The sequence below is a fragment of the Citrobacter sp. wls827 genome, from assembly GCF_005280875.1.
In the GTDB taxonomy this organism is placed as follows: Bacteria; Pseudomonadota; Gammaproteobacteria; order Enterobacterales; family Enterobacteriaceae; genus Citrobacter; species Citrobacter youngae.
Genome location: NZ_SZWR01000001.1, coordinates 401,511 through 417,951 on the forward strand (window position 1 = coordinate 401,511; position 16,441 = coordinate 417,951).

The window sequence follows — 16,441 nt, forward strand, 5'->3', positions numbered from 1 at the left end:
CGGTTGTCGCCTTTCGTTGCTAAACCTAAACAAGATAACGTGATGATTGGCCGAGAATAAAGAAGTTGTTCCATTTCGAATACCGGCATTTATCTGTTAAAATGTAAAAATGGGACTGCGTCATAATTTTGCATAATTGTAATTTTTCGTGATATGACGATGAAATCTTTTTTAGAGTAGATTATAGTTAAATCATCAGGAGTCGCGGGCAAGTTCCAGGTCGTTTGTTGTATCCATCCCGAAAGGTGTTCGGTTAGTCTAAACCACTAAGAAGGGGATGCGTTATGGATGAATACTCACCGAAAAGACATGATATCGCGCAGCTTAAATTTCTCTGCGAAACCCTGTATCATGACTGTCTTGCAAACCTTGAACAAAGCAATCATGGTTGGGTAAATGACCCTACCTCTGCAACCAGCTTGCAGCTCAATGAACTGATAGAGCATATTGCAACCTTCGCACTTAATTATAAAATTAAGTACAATGAGGACAATAAGCTGATCGCGCAGATTGATGAATACCTGGATGACACTTTTATGTTGTTCAGTAGTTATGGTATTAATACGCAGGATCTACAGAAATGGCGGAAGTCAGGTAATCGACTGTTTCGCTGTTTTGTCAATGCCACCAGGGCTAATCCTGTCAGTTTGTCTTGTTAAAAATTATTACAATCATAGGTAAGAGTTATGTCCGATAAACCATTAACTAAAACAGATTATTTGATGCGCCTGCGACGCTGTCAAACAATTGACACGCTTGAACGTGTTATTGAGAAAAATAAATATGAATTGTCTGACAATGAACTGGCTGTATTTTACTCAGCCGCCGATCATCGTCTTGCTGAATTGACAATGAATAAGCTCTACGACAAGATCCCAACATCTGTTTGGAAATTTATTCGTTAATTGCTCATGAGGTTAAGTCAGGTATCGCGAAACATTTGTTTGTCTGGCTGACCATTTCCCGCACCAACTATCATTATTTAATTCAAATCACGTGATTGCGATCACAGTGAGAAAACGGGAACGTTCCCCTTCCCTGCATTGCGTTTTACTGTACTGTGACTGCCTATCAGCAAACGGGAAAGTTCGTAATGAGTGAAGATAAGAAAAAGATGATCGCCGGCGAATTGTATCGCCCGGCAGATGAAACGTTGCGCAACGACCGTCTCCGCGCACGCCTACTCATCCACCGATACAATGCCACCGCACCCGATGCGCAGAGTGAACGTCAGGCTATCCTGCGCGATCTGTTGGGGCAAAGCGAAGGCGCTTACATTGAGCCCTCTTTTCGTTGCGACTACGGGTATAACATTTATCTCGGCAAAGCGTTTTACGCCAACTTCGACTGCGTCATGCTTGATGTCTGCCCAATCCACATCGGTGATAACTGTATGTTGGCACCGGGAGTCCATATCTATACGGCAACTCATCCACTGGACGCTAACGAACGCAATAGCGGGGTTGAACTAGGGAAACCTGTAACCATCGGGAATAATGTCTGGATCGGTGGTCGCGCAGTCATAAATCCGGGGGTAACACTGGGCGACAATGTGGTTGTGGCGTCAGGCGCAGTGGTGACGAAAAGCGTTCCGGCAAACACCGTCGTCGGAGGCAATCCGGCACGGATCATCAAAACACTGTGATCTGATATGTAACTGTTATGCTAAATTGTGGTTAATCTGTTACTTTTCTCAGACAGTATCCCCTTTTAAAATGGGCTGATCCCTCCTGACTATTGCAGACTTCACGAAGGCAAGAGATGACAGAAATACAACGCCTGCTTACCGAAACCATCGACGACTTAAATATTCGCGAAAAGCGCGACAACAAACCGCGCTTTAGCATCAGCTTTATTCGTAAACATCCAGGGCTATTTATCGGCATGTATGTTGCGTTTTTTGCCACACTGGCGGTTATGCTGCAATCAGAAACGCTGGTCGATTCGGTATGGCTGTTGGTTGTACTGTTCGCCTTACTCAACGCCTTTTTCTTTTTTGACGTTGCGCCACGTTACCGCTTTGAAGACATTGACGTACTGGATTTCAGAGTCTGCTATAACGGTGAATGGTACAACACACGCTTTGTGCCACCCTCGCTGATCGACACTATTCTGCACTCTCCCCAAGTCGACAGTGAGCATAAGGCCCAACTGCAAAAAATGATAACGCGGAAAGGCGAACTGTCATTTTATGATGTCTTCACACTAACCCGCGCGCAGGCTAGTCAGTAATCACGCCCTGTCACAAACAAAAAAAGTGCGTCCCACGAGGGGAACGCACTTCAGTCCCTGTAATGCTGGCGAAGTGACTAACGTCTTTTTTTACGGCCCTGTACCGCTTTAAACCGCGGATTCGTTTTGCAGATGACGTACAAACGCCCTTTGCGTTTGACTATCTGGCAGTCAGGGTGCCGCTGCTTTGCGCTGCGAAGTGAATTGAGTACCTGCATCTTAACCTCGCTTAGCGCCAATGAAGTGGCCGAAACGTTTCTGGAAACGAGCCGCGCTGCCTTCATTATCGAAGGTTTTCTGTTTACCGGTATAGTACGGATGTGACTTAGACGAGATATCAAGCGTTACGTACGGGTACATTTGGCCCTCGAACTCAATCTCTCGTTCGGTTTTAATCGTCGAACCGACCTTAAAGTATTCATTGGCACTGGTATCGTGAAACACCACTGGGCGATAAAAAGGGTGGATATCCGGTTTCATGGCAACCTCAATTTGTTACGTTATAACATACCCAACAAAATACACCACTCTTGTACGAATCACAACCCGATTTACGTTGTGGGTTACTAAACGGGATGATCAGTGGCCGTAAATATATGATGCCAATCGAATAGCTTTTTCGGCTTTCAGATATACTTTCCCTATGCTGTGTAAATAAGGATATCACCGTGACAACACGACATCTGATTGGCCTGGTGACGGGAATACTGGTTCTGTCCATCCTCGTACCGGTGTGTTTAAGCCTGTGGCTGGCACATCGTCAGGTCGAAACGAAATTTATCGATGAACTTGATTCATTCTCTACCCGCGTCGCTTTGCGTACAGAACGCGTCGGCGAGCAGGCCAAAAAAGCGCTACGCAAAATAGAAGCCTTCCAGGGTGTGCCCTGCTCAGAGGAACATTTGCTGGAAATGCGCCGGTTGTCATACAGCTACCGTTATATTCAGGAAGTGATGTACCTCAAAGGCAATGTTCCACAATGTTCCTCCCTTGAGAAAAGGAGCCTGGCTGCTGCGTTTCCGCCACCAATGAAAATGACACCTGATGGCTATCGCGCCTGGTTAACTTCGCAAAACGACCTCGGAATACAACGTTTTATGGCGGCGCTCGGCAGCGAACATTATGTCGTGATGATCGATCCGGGATCGTTCATTGATGTCATTCCATTTGGTTCATGGCCTATCGAAGTCGCCATTGTGGGTACAGTAAGCAACGTCGTGGTGGCCAGTAGTGCCGATCTCCCTTCAGACGTGTTACATCATCTGCAAAAAGACCGTTCTATCAGCCATTTTCAAAAAGAGGGCAGTATTTATAATTCTCGCCCTTTCCCCGAACTGGGCATCACTATCGTAAGCTGGGCGTCGACATTACCTTTGCAAAAATCCTGGCACCGACAGGCGCTGATCTGGCTCCCGGCAGGGCTCATTATTGGCCTGCTCACCGCCCTCTTTATCCTGCGTATTTTGCGCCGCTTGCAGTCTCCCCATCACCAATTGCAAGATGCCATTCAGAACCGGGCTATCAAGGTCCATTACCAGCCCATTATTTCGCTCAAAACAGGAAAGGTCGTGGGTGCGGAAGCACTGGCCCGCTGGCGACAAGCTGACGGTAGCTATCTCTCACCCGATATTTTTATCCCGCTGGCCGAAGAAACCGGCCTGACAGAACCACTCACACGTTTGATTATTGAAAACGTCTTCGAGGATCTAGGTAAATGGCTGCATCAACATCCTCAACAGCATATATCACTCAACCTTGAGTCGGCCGATTTGAAGTCCGAAACGCTTCCGGCGCTGCTAAGCCGCATGGTTAACCACTGGCAACTAAAACCCGCACAAATTGCCCTGGAACTGACTGAACGCGAATTTGCCGACCCGAAAAACAGCGCGCCGTTTATTGCTAAATACCGTCAGGCGGGTCACTCAATCTATATTGATGACTTTGGTACCGGTTATTCCAGTCTGAGCTATTTGCAGGATCTGGATGTAGACATCCTGAAGATAGACAAATCGTTCGTCGATGCGCTGGAATACAATAACGTCACGCCACATATTATCGAGATAGCCAAAACGCTGGAGCTGGAAATGGTGGCAGAAGGCATCGAGACCGAGAACCAGGAAAGCTGGCTACGTCAACATGGCGTGCAGTATGGTCAGGGCTGGTTGTACAGCAAAGCACTGCCAAAGGCGGAATTTATTCTGTGGGCGGAAAAACGACTTTAGCATGGCACTGGCGTGTATTGAGATGGCTGGCGGCACGCCGCACAGCCAGTCATGTCACTCTTCCATAATGGGCGAGAATCCACCGTAGATCATTCGCTTGCCATCAAATGGCATAGATTCACCAAACTCCTTCATACGGGGATCGGACATCATCTTCTGGTTCGCCGCATCGCGGACTTCTTTGGAAGGGTATTCAATCCAGCTGAATACCACTTCTTCATGATCCTGCGCTTTCACCGCCATACGGAAATCGGTCAACTTACCGTCGGGAACATCATCAGCCCAACACTCCACAACGCGCAGTGCACCGAACTCCTTGAAAAGCGGCGCAGCCTTTGCCGCCATCGCGATATATGCCTCCTTGTTTTCGGCAGGAACGGCAACAACAAAACCATCAACATACTTCATCAGATAAACCTCCGAAGTGTACTGCGCGGCAAGCCGATTCCAGCCGCGTCAGTCGAGGTTAAGTTTAGTCGTCAGCAGGCAATCACGCCGTAGGCTCATTCCGAACACAAATACGTGACTGCGGCAGATGACGAAACCACGGCAGGCAAATCTGAATTAACGGTCCAATAGCTAACGCATACAGTACCGTTCCAACACCCACGGTTCCGCCAAGAAGCCAACCGCTGAGCAAAACCGACACCTCGATTGCGGTCCGGATAGTCCGTACAGACCAACCAGTACGCGCATGAATGCCGGTCATCAAGCCGTCACGTGGGCCCGCACCAAAACCGGCGCCAATGTACAGACTGGTGGCTAACGCGTTCAGGATCACCGCCGCAACCAGCAGTCCACTGCGCGTCAGTAGCGATTCGAATCCTGGGATCACCGCCAGCGCGGCATCTGCCGCCAAACCAATCATAATGACATTGCTGAGAGTGCCAAATCCGGGGCGCTGGCGCAGTGGTATCCATGCCAGCAGGACCAATACACCCACGGCGATGATCACCAGGCCGATATTCATCGATAATAGATTTGCCACGCCCAGATGAAATACGTTCCACGGATCAGCCCCTAAATCTGCACGGACAAACATCGCCGTCGAAACGCCGTACAGCGCCAGTCCAACATACAGCTGAAGTAAACGACGCAGCATAATTTTCTCCTCGCCTCTCAGATAGCTTTCATCTTCACCGCAATTGGCACTATGATTAATGTCCAGTTTTCAAAAAGTGGACTGCTATGTCATCTCGCCGTTACGGAAGTCAATCTTTGCAGCGCCTGCTAGGGCACTGGCAGGAAAGCCCCTCGCGAACGCCTATCTGGCGACAACTGGCGGAAGCGTTACGTCTGCTGATCCTGGATGGTCGACTGGCACTGGATAGTCGCTTGCCCGGCGAACGCGAGCTCGCTGCCGTTCTGGAAGTGAGCCGAACCACCGTCGCCAGCGCCATGGCGCAACTGCGTGAAGAGGGATATCTGGAAAGCCGTCATGGGAGCGGCTCACGGGTGATCCTGCCGGAACACATTCGTCATGTGCCTACGCGAACCAGTACCGGCACAGCGTTGGATTTGTCCACAGCGGCCCTCAGCGCTGGGCCAGAAATTCATCAGGCTTACCAACAAGCGTTATTTGCGATGCCGCAGCATTTGCTGAGCTCCGGGTATCTGCCGCAGGGACTGGCGGTTTTGCGTGAATCCATCGCCCGGCATTATTGCGAACGTGGATTACCCACACAGTCGGATGAAATAATGGTCGTGAACGGCGCGGTCAGCGGCCTGGCGTTGATCCTGCGTTTACTCACCGGTCCCGGCGATCGCGTAGTGGTCGATCACCCCACGTATCCGCTGGCGATTGCAGCAATACAAGGGGCATCATGTCGCCCCGTCGGCGTTTCGCTGCCTGAGCACGGTTGGGATACAGCGGGTCTGGTTGCCACCCTCGCGCAAACAGCCCCGAGAATGGCCTATCTGATGCCGGACTTTCACAACCCGACCGGACGCTGTATGGACGCCGAAACTCGCCAGGTTGTGGCTGATATTGCGGAAAGAACCTGCACCACGCTGGTGGTCGATGAGACCATGGTGAACCTGTGGTATGACGCCCCGCCTCCGCCTCCACTTGCTGCATTCAATCGCGATGCGCCGGTGATCCTGCTGGGATCGGCAGGGAAAAGCTTCTGGGGAGGTCTGCGTCTGGGATGGATTCGGGCCTCGTCACGTACTATTGCCGCGCTGGTACAGACTCGCGACACATTTGATTTAGGATCACCAGTGCTTGAACAGCTTGCCACGGGTTGGTTGCTGGACAATGCGGCCGATTTTCTTCCCGACAGACGGCAATTGCTCACCACCCGGCGCGATCTGTGCCATGACCTGATGAAGACACATTTCCCGGAGTGGCAGTTTACTCAACCACAGGGGGGACTCTCTTTCTGGGTTGAATTACCCGATACGCTGGCAACGCTCTTTGCCACCCGTGCCGAAAGTGCAGGTATTCAGTTGGGTACCGGGACGCGCTTCGGCCTGGATGGCGCATTCGATCGCTTTTTGCGTATGCCCTTTGCTCTGCCCGATGACACAATGCGCTCGGCTTTCCGGACGTTGCAACCCATTTGGGATAATCTGCGTTTACAGGCAAATCACGGGAAAATGCGCAAAATAATCTAAGCGACGAGTCAAAAGACTCGTCCTGGATACCGTGATGGACGAGGATGTCTGGGCATTATTACCGCTGAGGAGGAACCGGGAACCCCTTCAGGGAAATCACAAAATTCTCGCCGTCTTTCTTAATTTTCGCCCCGGCATCGCACCAGTCAGAAGCAATACGGAAAAACTCATCGCTACCGACATTCCAGCTCAGACGAACATGTTTCACATAACCGGAACGTAGCAATTCACAGGCTTCGCCATAATTACAGGCGGTTGAGAGCGGTTGTTGTTTCATTTTTTCTTCTTCAGTAATCTGCGCAATGCTTTGATTTCTTTAGGAGTCAGTGCTTCAACCACGGATTCTTCCGTATGCTGGCTATCAATATCATCAGCGGAGACTCCCGCCTCTTCAATGGCGGAAAACGCGATAAGTAGCAATTTTTCCGTCGAGATACTTAGGTTCTCATTATTCACTTCAGCGTAGTGACGCAGCTTTTCTTTTAGCGCCTCATCAATTTTGACATTCAATACAGCGGTCGACATCGTAGAAAATCCTTGTGGTCAGCCAAAACACACCGGATGTAAGACCATGTCGTTACAGCGCGATGGCAGCGGCAAAAGCATCAAATAACATCCCCGAAACACATTGACAGCATTTGATGACAATAAAATGACAATACGATGACAAAGAAAAGAAGATGAGAAGAATTGAGATTGCCGGACGGCAGAATTGGGTGGGGGCCCTGCCAGCTACATCCCGGCACACACGTCATCTGCCCTGGCTGCTTCCTTCCGGACCTGACCTGGTGAACAGAGTAGCGTTGCGGGAGAACCAACAGAGCCCCCATTGAGAGCGTTGTCAACCAACGCGCAGGCGCATTATCACTGCTGCACCCGGTAATTGCAACTCATCCAGCACCGGATGCTGTTTTCTTGTGCAATGAAGCTTCACTACCTCGTCATTCGGGATTATGCTGGAGGATTAGCGCAGGAAAAAACGATGGATATACAAGACTCTTTCCCTCAACGCGTCTGGCAAATCGTTGCCTCAATCCCCGAAGGATTCGTCACCACCTATGGCGATGTCGCCAGGCTTGCTGGCTCACCGCGTGCTGCTCGCCAGGTAGGCGGCGTGCTTAAGCGTCTCCCCGAAGGCAGCACTTTGCCCTGGCATCGGGTGGTTAATCGTCATGGTGCCATTTCGCTTACAGGTCCAGACCTACAACGACAGCGTCAGGCGTTGCTGGCGGAAGGTATTGTGGTTTCAGGGAGTGGACAAATCGATTTACAGCGCTATCGCTGGGTGTACTAACCCCCTCCGGATGGAGAGGGTTAGAATGCCCTTAGTACTGTGTCGGGGCAGGAACGGCGGAAGACGGATTCACCTGTGTGGGTGACGTTGACGGTACCGTTGTCGCGGCACCACCACTCGCCTGTACTGGAACAGCCGTCTGCTGGACCGGGACCAGGGTCAGGTCGGCTTTAGTCCCCCCCTGATTGATCACCGTCTGGACGGTATCAGTAATAAAGACCAGTTTATCATTCACCGTAATCGCCGCACTCAGCAGAATACGGGCGTTCGGCTGAATATCTGCCGGGTTAAACGGGAGTACGAAGCTGAATGGTGCTTGTTTACCCTCGGTACGTACAACTTTTTGCGACAGCACTTTTGACGGTGCATCGGCAAGCGATGCATCTGACAGTGTTACGGTCAGCACGGCATCCGGCGGTAAGGCAACTTTCTGGCGGATCCATACGGTACCAGACACATTCGGCTGTTGAATTTTTGACTGTGTGTCAGCAATTGACGTATTAGGGCTTGGCGCAGGTGTCTGAATATCCGCGCTTTTATCAGCACAGGCCGCCAGAGCGACCGCAACCGCTAAACCACTTACCATGTGCACGAGTTTCATTAAATTCTCCTTATCATCTATGCACCAGCGAGAACTTTCCTCGCCAGAAGAGTGGTTAACAAAAACATAACGTGACTAAGTGTGGCACAAGACAGCTGGTTTTGCCTGTAATCGGCCAGTAATTCAGACAATTGCACCCATCGGACCACTTTCAAAATTGCGTTATACTCTGCCTACCTCGCTGCGAGAACGCTATTACCTGGAGAGCACGTATGAGTCTGGCACTGAAAAATTTGCTGACATTGTTAAATCTGGAAAAAATTGAAGAAGGACTCTTTCGGGGCCAAAGTGAAGACTTAGGGTTACGTCAGGTTTTTGGGGGGCAGGTTGTCGGTCAGGCGCTGTATGCCGCAAAAGAAACCGTACCGGAAGAGCGCCTGGTGCACTCCTTTCACAGCTACTTTTTACGTCCGGGCGATAGCCAAAAGCCCATCATCTATGATGTCGAAGTGCTGCGTGATGGTAACAGCTTCAGCGCCCGCCGCGTTGCCGCGATCCAGAATGGGAAACCCATTTTTTATATGACTGCCTCTTTCCAGGCACCAGAAGATGGGTTTGAGCATCAAAAAGAGATGCCGGCAGCGCCTGGCCCTGAAGAGCTTAAATCAGAAACTGAGATCGCCCGTTCGGTCGCTCACCTGCTGCCGCCGCTGTTGAAAGAAAAATTTATCAACGACCGCCCGCTGGAAGTACGTCCGGTGGAATTTCATAATCCGTTAAAAGGTCACGTTGCCAACCCGACTCGCCAGGTGTGGATCCGCGCTAACGGCACGCTGCAGGACGATCTACGCGTCCATCAGTATCTGCTGGGTTATGCTTCAGACCTGAACTTCCTGCCCGTTGCTTTACAACCGTATGGCATTGGTTTTCTGGAAAAAGGGATTCAGATCGCTACGATCGACCATTCTATGTGGTTCCATCGTCCTTTTAATATCAATGAGTGGCTGCTGTATAACGTCGAGAGTACTTCGGCCTCCGGCGCACGGGGCTTTGTTCGCGGGGAGTTTTATACGCAGGACGGCGTGCTGGTTGCTTCTACCGTGCAGGAAGGGGTAATGCGTAATCGTAATTGAGAATTACCGGATGGTGACGCAAAAGCGTTGCCATCCGGCAGATTGAAACATCAAGCGTTGTAAGCGTTCTCGCCGTGGCTGTTCACATCCAGACCTTCGCGCTCCTGCTCCTCCGGTACGCGCAGGCCTACCGTCATGTCCGCCAGCTTATAGCCAATGAAAGCCACCACACCGGACCAGACAATGGTGATCGCCACGCTTTCCAGTTGTACCAGCAACTGATGCCCCATGGTAACGCCTTCGGCAAAGCCTACGCCGCCCAGAGAGCTGGCCGCGAAAACGCCGGTCAGGATGCAGCCGACAATGCCGCACACGCCGTGAACACCGAAGACATCACACGGGTCATCAACACGCAGAAAGCGCTTCAGCATGGTTACGCCCCACAGGCCAGCCAGCCCCGCAGCGACACCGATAATCAGCGCGCCGCCGACACCGATATAGCCACAGGCAGGTGTCACGCCTACCAGACCGGCAATGGCGCCAGAACACGCGCCCAGCAGGGACGGTTTGCCACGCAGCGCCCATTCACCGAAGATCCAGCCGAGAATGGCGGCCGCGGTGGCAACAACGGTATTGACGAAGGCCAGCGCGGCAATTTCATTCGCCATACCCGCGGAGCCAGCGTTAAAGCCAAACCAACCGATATAGAGAATAGCCGTGCCGGTAAAGACCATTGGCAGGTTATGTGGCTTAAACGCTTCTTTGCCAAAACCGACGCGTTTACCAATCAGATAAGCCCCAACCAGGCCGGCAATCGCAGCATTGATATGTACTACCGTACCGCCCGCAAAATCCAGCGCACCGTGAGTAGCCAGCAAACCGCCGCCCCAGACCATATGGGCAATGGGGATGTACGACAACGTTAACCACACCACCACAAAAATCAGCACCGCAGAGAACCGAATGCGCTCAGCCAGTGCACCGACAATAAGCCCAACGGTAATGCAAGCGAAAGACCCCTGAAAGGCAACGTGAATGTACTGGTAGAAGCTCCCCGTGACCGCCGTCAGTGCAATATTCTTCAGCATGACCCAGTTGAAGTTACCGAAGAAATTATTTCCTTCGCCAAAGGCCAGTGAGTAGCCATAAACCACCCATAAAATACAAACCAGAGCGAATGTCACCGTAACCTGGGTCAGCATCGACAACACGTTCTTACCGCGAATCAAACCGCCATAGAACAGCGCAATGCCTGGGATGGTCATAAACAGCACCAGCGCGGTACAGATCATCATAAAAGCGTTATCCGCTTTATCTGCAACCGCCGGTGCCGCCATCGCCAGACCCGGCAGCAGCGCCAGTGAAGCAATACCCGTTTTCATCGTCGCTATCTTCATTTTTTGGTTTCCTATCACTGTGTGCCAGACGTTACAGTGCGGCTTCGTCGGCTTCGCCGGTACGAATACGAATCACGCGTTGCAGCTCGGCGACGAAAATTTTGCCGTCGCCAATTTTTCCGGTGTAGGCGGCCTTACTGATGACATCAATTACGCCATCCAGTTGGTCATCAGCAATTGCCACATCAATCTTCACTTTGGGTAAGAAGTTGACGCTGTATTCAGCTCCCCGGTACAACTCGGCATGACCTTTTTGTCGGCCAAACCCCTTCACTTCGGTGACGGTCAGCCCCTGAATACCAATAGACGACAATGCTTCACGGACGTCTTCCAGTTTGAACGGTTTGATTACCACGGTAACCAGCTTCATAGATCCCCTCCAGTCAGAATTCAGTAGTGGCTGCAGATACACCAAATGAATATTGCAAGGGATGTGCCAGGAATGAAAAACGCGGGATGATTCAGCCGCACGGGGTACGGCCAGGAGAGAAAAAGAAAAAATGCACTATAACGGTGCATAGTGCGTTACATTTTTGCACCAGATTGTTGATTGCCGGATGGCGGCGAAAACGCTTTCTCAGGCCTACAAAACCACACTGGCTGTAGGCCTGAGAAACGCAGCGCCATCAGGCGATTGCCGAATCTTCGTTTACGCTAGCCGCCAGCTCTTCGCCCGCCAACTGCAGTTGATACATTTGCCAGTAGCGGCCCTGTGCGGCAAGCAGTTGCTGGTGCGTGCCGCGTTCAACGGCCTGTCCCCGGTGCAGTACCAGAATGGTATCCGCATCGACAATAGTGGATAACCGATGCGCAATCACCACCAGCGTGGTGTGCTCACGCACCGCTGCCAACGCCTGCTGAATAGCCTGTTCAGTACCGGAGTCAATACTGGCCGTGGCCTCATCGAGGATCAGTACCTGCGGCGTTTCCACCAATACCCGCGCCAGCGCCAGCAGCTGTTTCTGCCCAACTGATAGATTATTGCCCTGCTCGCCCAGCCGGGTATGAATACCCTCGCTCAGACCCCGCGCCAGCTCGGCCAGCTGTACGGTTTCCAGCGCCTGCCACACCCGTTCTTCTGAGATATCACGACCCAGCGTGACGTTTGCCAGGAAGGTATCCGCCATCACCACCGGATCCTGTTGCACCATCGCCACGCCCTGGCGTAACGCACTGTGGCTCAGAGAAGACAGCGGACGTCCGTCAAGGCGGATTTCGCCCTGCGTCAACGGGTAGTAACCCATCAGCAGACTGGCCAGCGTACTTTTGCCGCTACCGGTATGCCCGACCAACGCTACAAAGCTGCGCGAAGGCACGGACAGACTGATGTTTTGCAGCACCAGATTGTCGTCACGATAGGCAAATGAAACGTTATCCACCTCAATGTCCCCGCTCTTCAGCGGTCGATCATCTTCACCATAGCGCTGACGAGGCCCGTCCATCAGTTCGAACACTCGCTCGCCGGCGACAACCGCCTGCTGCAGCATTGATTGCTGGGTGGTCAGCTCGATCAGCGGCTCGTTCAAACGGCCGAGGTAGCTGATAAACGCGTACAGCACGCCAACCTCAATGGAGCTGCCAGAGGTAAAGCTGAACAGCATCAGCAAACCGCAGAGGATCAGCGCCGAGAAAAGGCTCAGTAGCGGGCGCAGCAAAAAGCCATCCAGTCGCAGGGTTTGCATACGCGCCATATAGTGCGAGCGGCTGGCCTCCCCCATTCTCTCGCCAAATCGCGCCTGCTGGCGGAACTGCTGGATAACGCTCATGCCGTTGATGACTTCGTTAAAGCCATCGTTAATATCCGCCAGATAAGCGCGCACCCGACGCACAATCGGGGTGCTGTAGCGTTGATAAATCACCATCACCACCAGCACTGCCGGGAATATGGCCATCGCCACCAGCGCCATACGCCACTCGAGGCTGAACATCGCCACCAGCATGGCACCGATTAAGGCGGCGCTGCGCAGTACCGTCGCGACCACCGTCACATACAGGTCACGGATCACTTCGGTGTCATTGGTCACACGTGAGATAAGCTGCCCGACTGGCTGAGTATCGAAAGCACTGAGCGGCTGACGTAGCGCGGCATCCATCACATCGGTACGTAACTGCTGCACCACACCAACGGCCGCCTGGTTAAAGAGTAATGACTGCGCGTAATGCAGGCCCGCCGCCAACAGTTGCAGACCGACATATGCCGCCACCAGCCCAGCCACCATCGCCAGCGGCAGATTGTTTTTCGCCACCATGTTGTCGATAAAATAGCTGATGAGCAGCGGACCACTCACCTCCGCCGCTGCCGCCACCCATAGCATGACCACCGCAATTGCCAGCTGTTTTCGCCACGGAGAGCCGTACGCCAGCAGTCTTTTCAGGGTCGGCCATAGCTGCCCAAAACTACGCATTAGCCGCCTCCTCGTTTACTTCTGGCGCATCGGACAGCGCCGCTTCCAGTTGCTGATAACGGTACATATCACGATACCAGCCGGGTTGCTGCACCAGCGCATCGTGTTCGCCACGCTGAGCAATATGTCCGTGCTGCATCACGATAATTTCATTGGCTTCTGTCAGCGCAGATAAACGGTGAGCGCTGATTATCACGGTTCTGCCTTCTCCCCACTGGCGCAGGTTATGCAGGATTTGATGTTCAGTACGACCATCCACCGCCGATAACGCATCGTCAAGAATCAGGATTTCAGCATTCAGCAGCAGCGCACGAGCGATAGAAATACGCTGTTTTTGTCCACCGGACAGCATCACCCCGCGTTCACCTACTTCGGTGTCATAGCCTTGCGGAAGACGTAAAATATCCTCATGCACGCTGGCCAGACGTGCAACATGTTCGATCTCTTCCTGTGTGGCCTGTGGGCGTCCAAGCGCTATGTTGTTGGTGACAGTATCCGAGAACAAGAAAGGTGTCTGGCTGACCACTGCCAGACGGCTACGCCAGCTATCAAGTTGCAAGCGAGTTAACGGGATATCATGAAAGCGCACATCGCCCTCAGTGATATCAAAATGACGCTGGATCAGCGACAACACCGTACTTTTACCCGCGCCGGTCGGGCCACAAATACCCAGCATCTGCCCTGGCTTAAGCTGGAAATTCACATTCTCCAGCACCGGATGAGCCGTTTGCGGGTAGCGAAATTCGCGAATTGCCACCGCCAGCTCGCCGCGTCCTTCCGGCACGGGTTCTGTGCCGTCATCCACTACCGGCGCTTCAGCCAGCATGGCGCGAATACGGCTATACGCGGCGCTGCCTCGCTCAACAATGTTAAACATCCATGCCAGTGCCAGCATCGGCCAAATCATCAGCCCGAGATACATCATAAAACTGGTTAACTGACCAAGGGTCAGAGAGCCATGAACCACCATCCAGCTTCCCCCGGCGATAGCCAGCAGGTTAGCCATACCAATGGCGATATAAATCGTGGGGTCAAAACGGGCGTCAATGCGGGCGACCCGTAAGTTTTTCTTGCCGGTATCTTTAGCATCTGCGGCAAATAGCGCCGACTGTCGGTCTTCCAGACCAAAAGCCTTAATCATACGGATACTGGTCAGGCTTTCCTGAGTACGATCGTTAAGGCTGGAGAACGCTGCTTGCGCAACCTTAAAGCGGTTATGGAGTCGATCACCGTAACGTTTGATCATTATCGCCATCACCGGCATTGGGAGTAGCGCGATAAGCGTCAGCTCCCAACTGATTTGCGTAGACATCACGATCAACACCGCGCACCCCATGACCAGCGAGTCCACCAGCGTCAATACACCTTCGCCAGCCGCAAACACCACCCGATCAACATCGTTAGTTGCACGCGCCATCAGATCGCCGGTGCGATGACGCAGATAAAATTCAGGATGCTGGCGGCTCAACTGGCGGTAATAGTCTTCGCGTAGTTCAACTGCCAGTTGGTAGGATGCGCCGAACAAAAGTACGCGCCAGACATAGCGCAACAAATAGACAACCACCGCAATCAGGGCAATCGTGCCAACCCACATCAGCAGTCGCTCGGTGGTGAACCGCTGTGTCGTCACGCCGTCCACGATGATACCGACCACTTTTGGCGGGATAAGCTGAAGAATAGCGATGATGATAAGCAAGGCCACCGCCCCGAGGTAGCGACGCCACTCCCGGCGGAAGTACCAGCTTAATTGAGCAAATAATCGCACGCGTTATGTCCTGACAAGATTTCCGGCAATGATCACCGGGAGAGTTATTCAATAGGTAGAGCAGTCGTGTATTTAATCTGTTCCATCGCAAAACTGGAGGTAACATCAGACAGGCCCGGTACGCTATTCACCAGACGCTTATAGAAATCATCATAGCGTTTCATATCAGCAACCTGCACCCGCATCAGGTAGTCGTACTCCCCAGCCATTCGCCAGAAACCCAGCACCTCCGGCATCCCGGTCACTTCGGTGACAAAGCGGCAGTACCACTCGCTGCTATGATGCTGGGTTTTAATCAGCACAAACGCGGTTAAACCCAGCCCCAGTTTTTCCGGATCCAGCAGAGCAACCTTGCCCAGCAGAATGCCGTCATCCTCAAGCCGCTTGAGCCGTTTCCAGCAGGGGGTGGTCGTCAGATTAACGGCATCGGCTAACGCCTGCAAAGAAAGGGTGCAGTCTTGTTGCAGTAGGCCAAGCAGCTTACGGTCAATTTTGTCTAACATATCCACTCCACAGAGAAGAATTTTCTCCTTACATTCTATTTTAAAGGCTAAATGGCAACAATTTTTTCCGTGCTTTTCGCTATTCTGGGCACAAAATGACAAATGGATATTAATGATGAATAGCTCCTGGGTTAAAAACGCCATCAATGAAATTAATGCGGATTACCAGCGTTCTGCCGATACGCATCTTATTCGCCTGTCGCTTCCGGCGTTTCCGGGTATTCAGCTCTATTTGAAAGATGAGAGCACGCATCCAACCGGTAGCCTGAAACATCGCCTGGCACGTTCACTGTTTCTCTACGGACTGTGTAATGGCTGGATCAAAGAAGGCACCACGATTATCGAATCGTCATCGGGTTCAACGGCGGTTTCTGAAGCCTATTTCGCCCGCCT

21 protein-coding genes and 1 other RNA gene are annotated in these 16,441 nt (G+C 52.1%); 9 read left to right on the top strand and 13 right to left on the bottom strand.

Going from position 1 to position 16,441, the window contains the following annotated elements:
* Nucleotides 1–284 precede the first annotated feature (284 nt).
* The 4 genes from tomB to FDX03_RS01860 all read left to right on the top strand — a co-directional run bounded on the left by tomB (nt 285) and on the right by FDX03_RS01860 (nt 2,232).
* Nucleotides 285–659 (top strand): Hha toxicity modulator TomB, encoded by a 375-nt coding sequence (gene tomB, locus FDX03_RS01845; protein ID WP_003021733.1) that lies wholly within the window; start codon nt 285–287, stop codon nt 657–659.
* A 27-nt stretch (nt 660–686) separates the two neighbouring features.
* On the top strand, nt 687–905 hold the full coding sequence (locus tag FDX03_RS01850; protein ID WP_002892050.1) for an HHA domain-containing protein: 219 nt from the start codon (nt 687–689) through the stop codon (nt 903–905).
* Nucleotides 906–1,093: 188 nt separating this feature from the next.
* Nucleotides 1,094–1,645 carry a maltose O-acetyltransferase gene (maa, locus tag FDX03_RS01855; protein WP_115600829.1) on the top strand — a complete coding sequence of 184 codons (552 nt, stop codon included), beginning with the start codon at nt 1,094–1,096 and terminating at the stop codon, nt 1,643–1,645.
* Nucleotides 1,646–1,761: 116 nt separating this feature from the next.
* Entirely contained in the window at nt 1,762–2,232 is a 471-nt protein-coding gene (locus FDX03_RS01860; RefSeq protein WP_040232692.1) for a YlaC family protein, read from the top strand.
* Nucleotides 2,233–2,309: 77 nt separating this feature from the next.
* On the opposite strand, the gene ykgO is transcribed toward FDX03_RS01860, so the two are convergent.
* A complete protein-coding gene (gene ykgO / locus FDX03_RS01865) occupies nt 2,310–2,450 on the bottom strand; it encodes a type B 50S ribosomal protein L36 (protein WP_005125190.1) in 141 nt (46 codons plus the stop codon).
* A 1-nt stretch (nt 2,451) separates the two neighbouring features.
* Nucleotides 2,452–2,712, bottom strand: a complete 261-nt coding sequence (locus FDX03_RS01870; RefSeq protein ID WP_124021513.1) for a type B 50S ribosomal protein L31 — start codon at nt 2,710–2,712, stop codon at nt 2,452–2,454.
* 188 nt (nt 2,713–2,900) lie between these two features.
* Between FDX03_RS01870 and FDX03_RS01875 the strand changes: the two genes are divergently transcribed.
* The gene (locus FDX03_RS01875; protein ID WP_115600830.1) at nt 2,901–4,454 is read left to right on the top strand and encodes an EAL domain-containing protein; all 1,554 of its coding nucleotides are present in this window, start codon (nt 2,901–2,903) and stop codon (nt 4,452–4,454) included.
* Between the two features lie 54 nt (nt 4,455–4,508).
* Here FDX03_RS01875 and FDX03_RS01880 read toward each other — a convergent pair whose 3' ends face one another.
* Together FDX03_RS01880 and FDX03_RS01885 are read right to left on the bottom strand one after the other, a co-directional pair.
* Complete coding sequence (locus tag FDX03_RS01880) at nt 4,509–4,862, bottom strand: DUF1428 family protein (protein ID WP_061067436.1); 354 nt, start codon at nt 4,860–4,862, stop codon at nt 4,509–4,511.
* Nucleotides 4,863–4,944: 82 nt separating this feature from the next.
* Nucleotides 4,945–5,556, bottom strand: coding sequence for a membrane protein (locus FDX03_RS01885; RefSeq protein ID WP_061067435.1), 612 nt, complete (start codon nt 5,554–5,556; stop codon nt 4,945–4,947).
* Nucleotides 5,557–5,642: 86 nt separating this feature from the next.
* On the opposite strand from FDX03_RS01885, the gene FDX03_RS01890 reads away from it, so the two are divergent.
* Nucleotides 5,643–7,070, top strand: a complete 1,428-nt coding sequence (locus FDX03_RS01890) for a PLP-dependent aminotransferase family protein (RefSeq protein ID WP_137345401.1) — start codon at nt 5,643–5,645, stop codon at nt 7,068–7,070.
* 58 nt (nt 7,071–7,128) lie between these two features.
* On the opposite strand, the gene FDX03_RS01895 is transcribed toward FDX03_RS01890, so the two are convergent.
* From FDX03_RS01895 to ffs, 3 genes are all read right to left on the bottom strand, one after another.
* Nucleotides 7,129–7,347 (bottom strand): hypothetical protein, encoded by a 219-nt coding sequence (locus tag FDX03_RS01895; protein ID WP_005125184.1) that lies wholly within the window; start codon nt 7,345–7,347, stop codon nt 7,129–7,131.
* On the bottom strand, nt 7,344–7,595 hold the full coding sequence (locus FDX03_RS01900) for a hypothetical protein (RefSeq protein ID WP_048212417.1): 252 nt from the start codon (nt 7,593–7,595) through the stop codon (nt 7,344–7,346). The genes FDX03_RS01895 and FDX03_RS01900 overlap by 4 nt, the downstream gene beginning before the upstream one ends.
* A gap of 198 nt (nt 7,596–7,793) precedes the next feature.
* An RNA gene (gene ffs, locus FDX03_RS01905) (signal recognition particle sRNA small type) lies at nt 7,794–7,890 on the bottom strand.
* A gap of 84 nt (nt 7,891–7,974) precedes the next feature.
* Between ffs and FDX03_RS01910 the strand changes: the two genes are divergently transcribed.
* Complete coding sequence (locus tag FDX03_RS01910; protein WP_086523608.1) at nt 7,975–8,364, top strand: MGMT family protein; 390 nt, start codon at nt 7,975–7,977, stop codon at nt 8,362–8,364.
* 31 nt (nt 8,365–8,395) lie between these two features.
* Here FDX03_RS01910 and FDX03_RS01915 read toward each other — a convergent pair whose 3' ends face one another.
* Nucleotides 8,396–8,965 carry a YbaY family lipoprotein gene (locus FDX03_RS01915; RefSeq protein WP_048212418.1) on the bottom strand — a complete coding sequence of 190 codons (570 nt, stop codon included), beginning with the start codon at nt 8,963–8,965 and terminating at the stop codon, nt 8,396–8,398.
* A 212-nt stretch (nt 8,966–9,177) separates the two neighbouring features.
* Here FDX03_RS01915 and tesB point away from each other — a divergent pair, with 212 nt between their 5' ends.
* Entirely contained in the window at nt 9,178–10,038 is an 861-nt protein-coding gene (tesB, locus tag FDX03_RS01920; protein WP_061067433.1) for an acyl-CoA thioesterase II, read from the top strand.
* A gap of 50 nt (nt 10,039–10,088) precedes the next feature.
* On the opposite strand, the gene amtB is transcribed toward tesB, so the two are convergent.
* The 5 genes from amtB to decR all read right to left on the bottom strand — a co-directional run bounded on the left by amtB (nt 10,089) and on the right by decR (nt 16,048).
* The gene (amtB, locus tag FDX03_RS01925; protein ID WP_048212419.1) at nt 10,089–11,375 is read right to left on the bottom strand and encodes an ammonium transporter AmtB; all 1,287 of its coding nucleotides are present in this window, start codon (nt 11,373–11,375) and stop codon (nt 10,089–10,091) included.
* 31 nt (nt 11,376–11,406) lie between these two features.
* Complete coding sequence (glnK, locus tag FDX03_RS01930; protein ID WP_003021657.1) at nt 11,407–11,745, bottom strand: P-II family nitrogen regulator; 339 nt, start codon at nt 11,743–11,745, stop codon at nt 11,407–11,409.
* A 256-nt stretch (nt 11,746–12,001) separates the two neighbouring features.
* Nucleotides 12,002–13,780 (bottom strand): SmdB family multidrug efflux ABC transporter permease/ATP-binding protein, encoded by a 1,779-nt coding sequence (locus FDX03_RS01940; RefSeq protein ID WP_137345402.1) that lies wholly within the window; start codon nt 13,778–13,780, stop codon nt 12,002–12,004.
* Nucleotides 13,773–15,545, bottom strand: coding sequence for a SmdA family multidrug ABC transporter permease/ATP-binding protein (locus FDX03_RS01945; RefSeq protein WP_115643769.1), 1,773 nt, complete (start codon nt 15,543–15,545; stop codon nt 13,773–13,775). The genes FDX03_RS01940 and FDX03_RS01945 overlap by 8 nt, the downstream gene beginning before the upstream one ends.
* A 44-nt stretch (nt 15,546–15,589) precedes the next feature.
* Nucleotides 15,590–16,048 carry a DNA-binding transcriptional regulator DecR gene (gene decR, locus FDX03_RS01950; RefSeq protein ID WP_005125175.1) on the bottom strand — a complete coding sequence of 153 codons (459 nt, stop codon included), beginning with the start codon at nt 16,046–16,048 and terminating at the stop codon, nt 15,590–15,592.
* Nucleotides 16,049–16,160: 112 nt separating this feature from the next.
* Here decR and FDX03_RS22930 point away from each other — a divergent pair.
* Nucleotides 16,161–16,441, top strand: a 281-nt coding sequence (locus tag FDX03_RS22930) for a pyridoxal-phosphate dependent enzyme (protein WP_249356966.1), incomplete at its 3' end; no start/stop codon positions are given.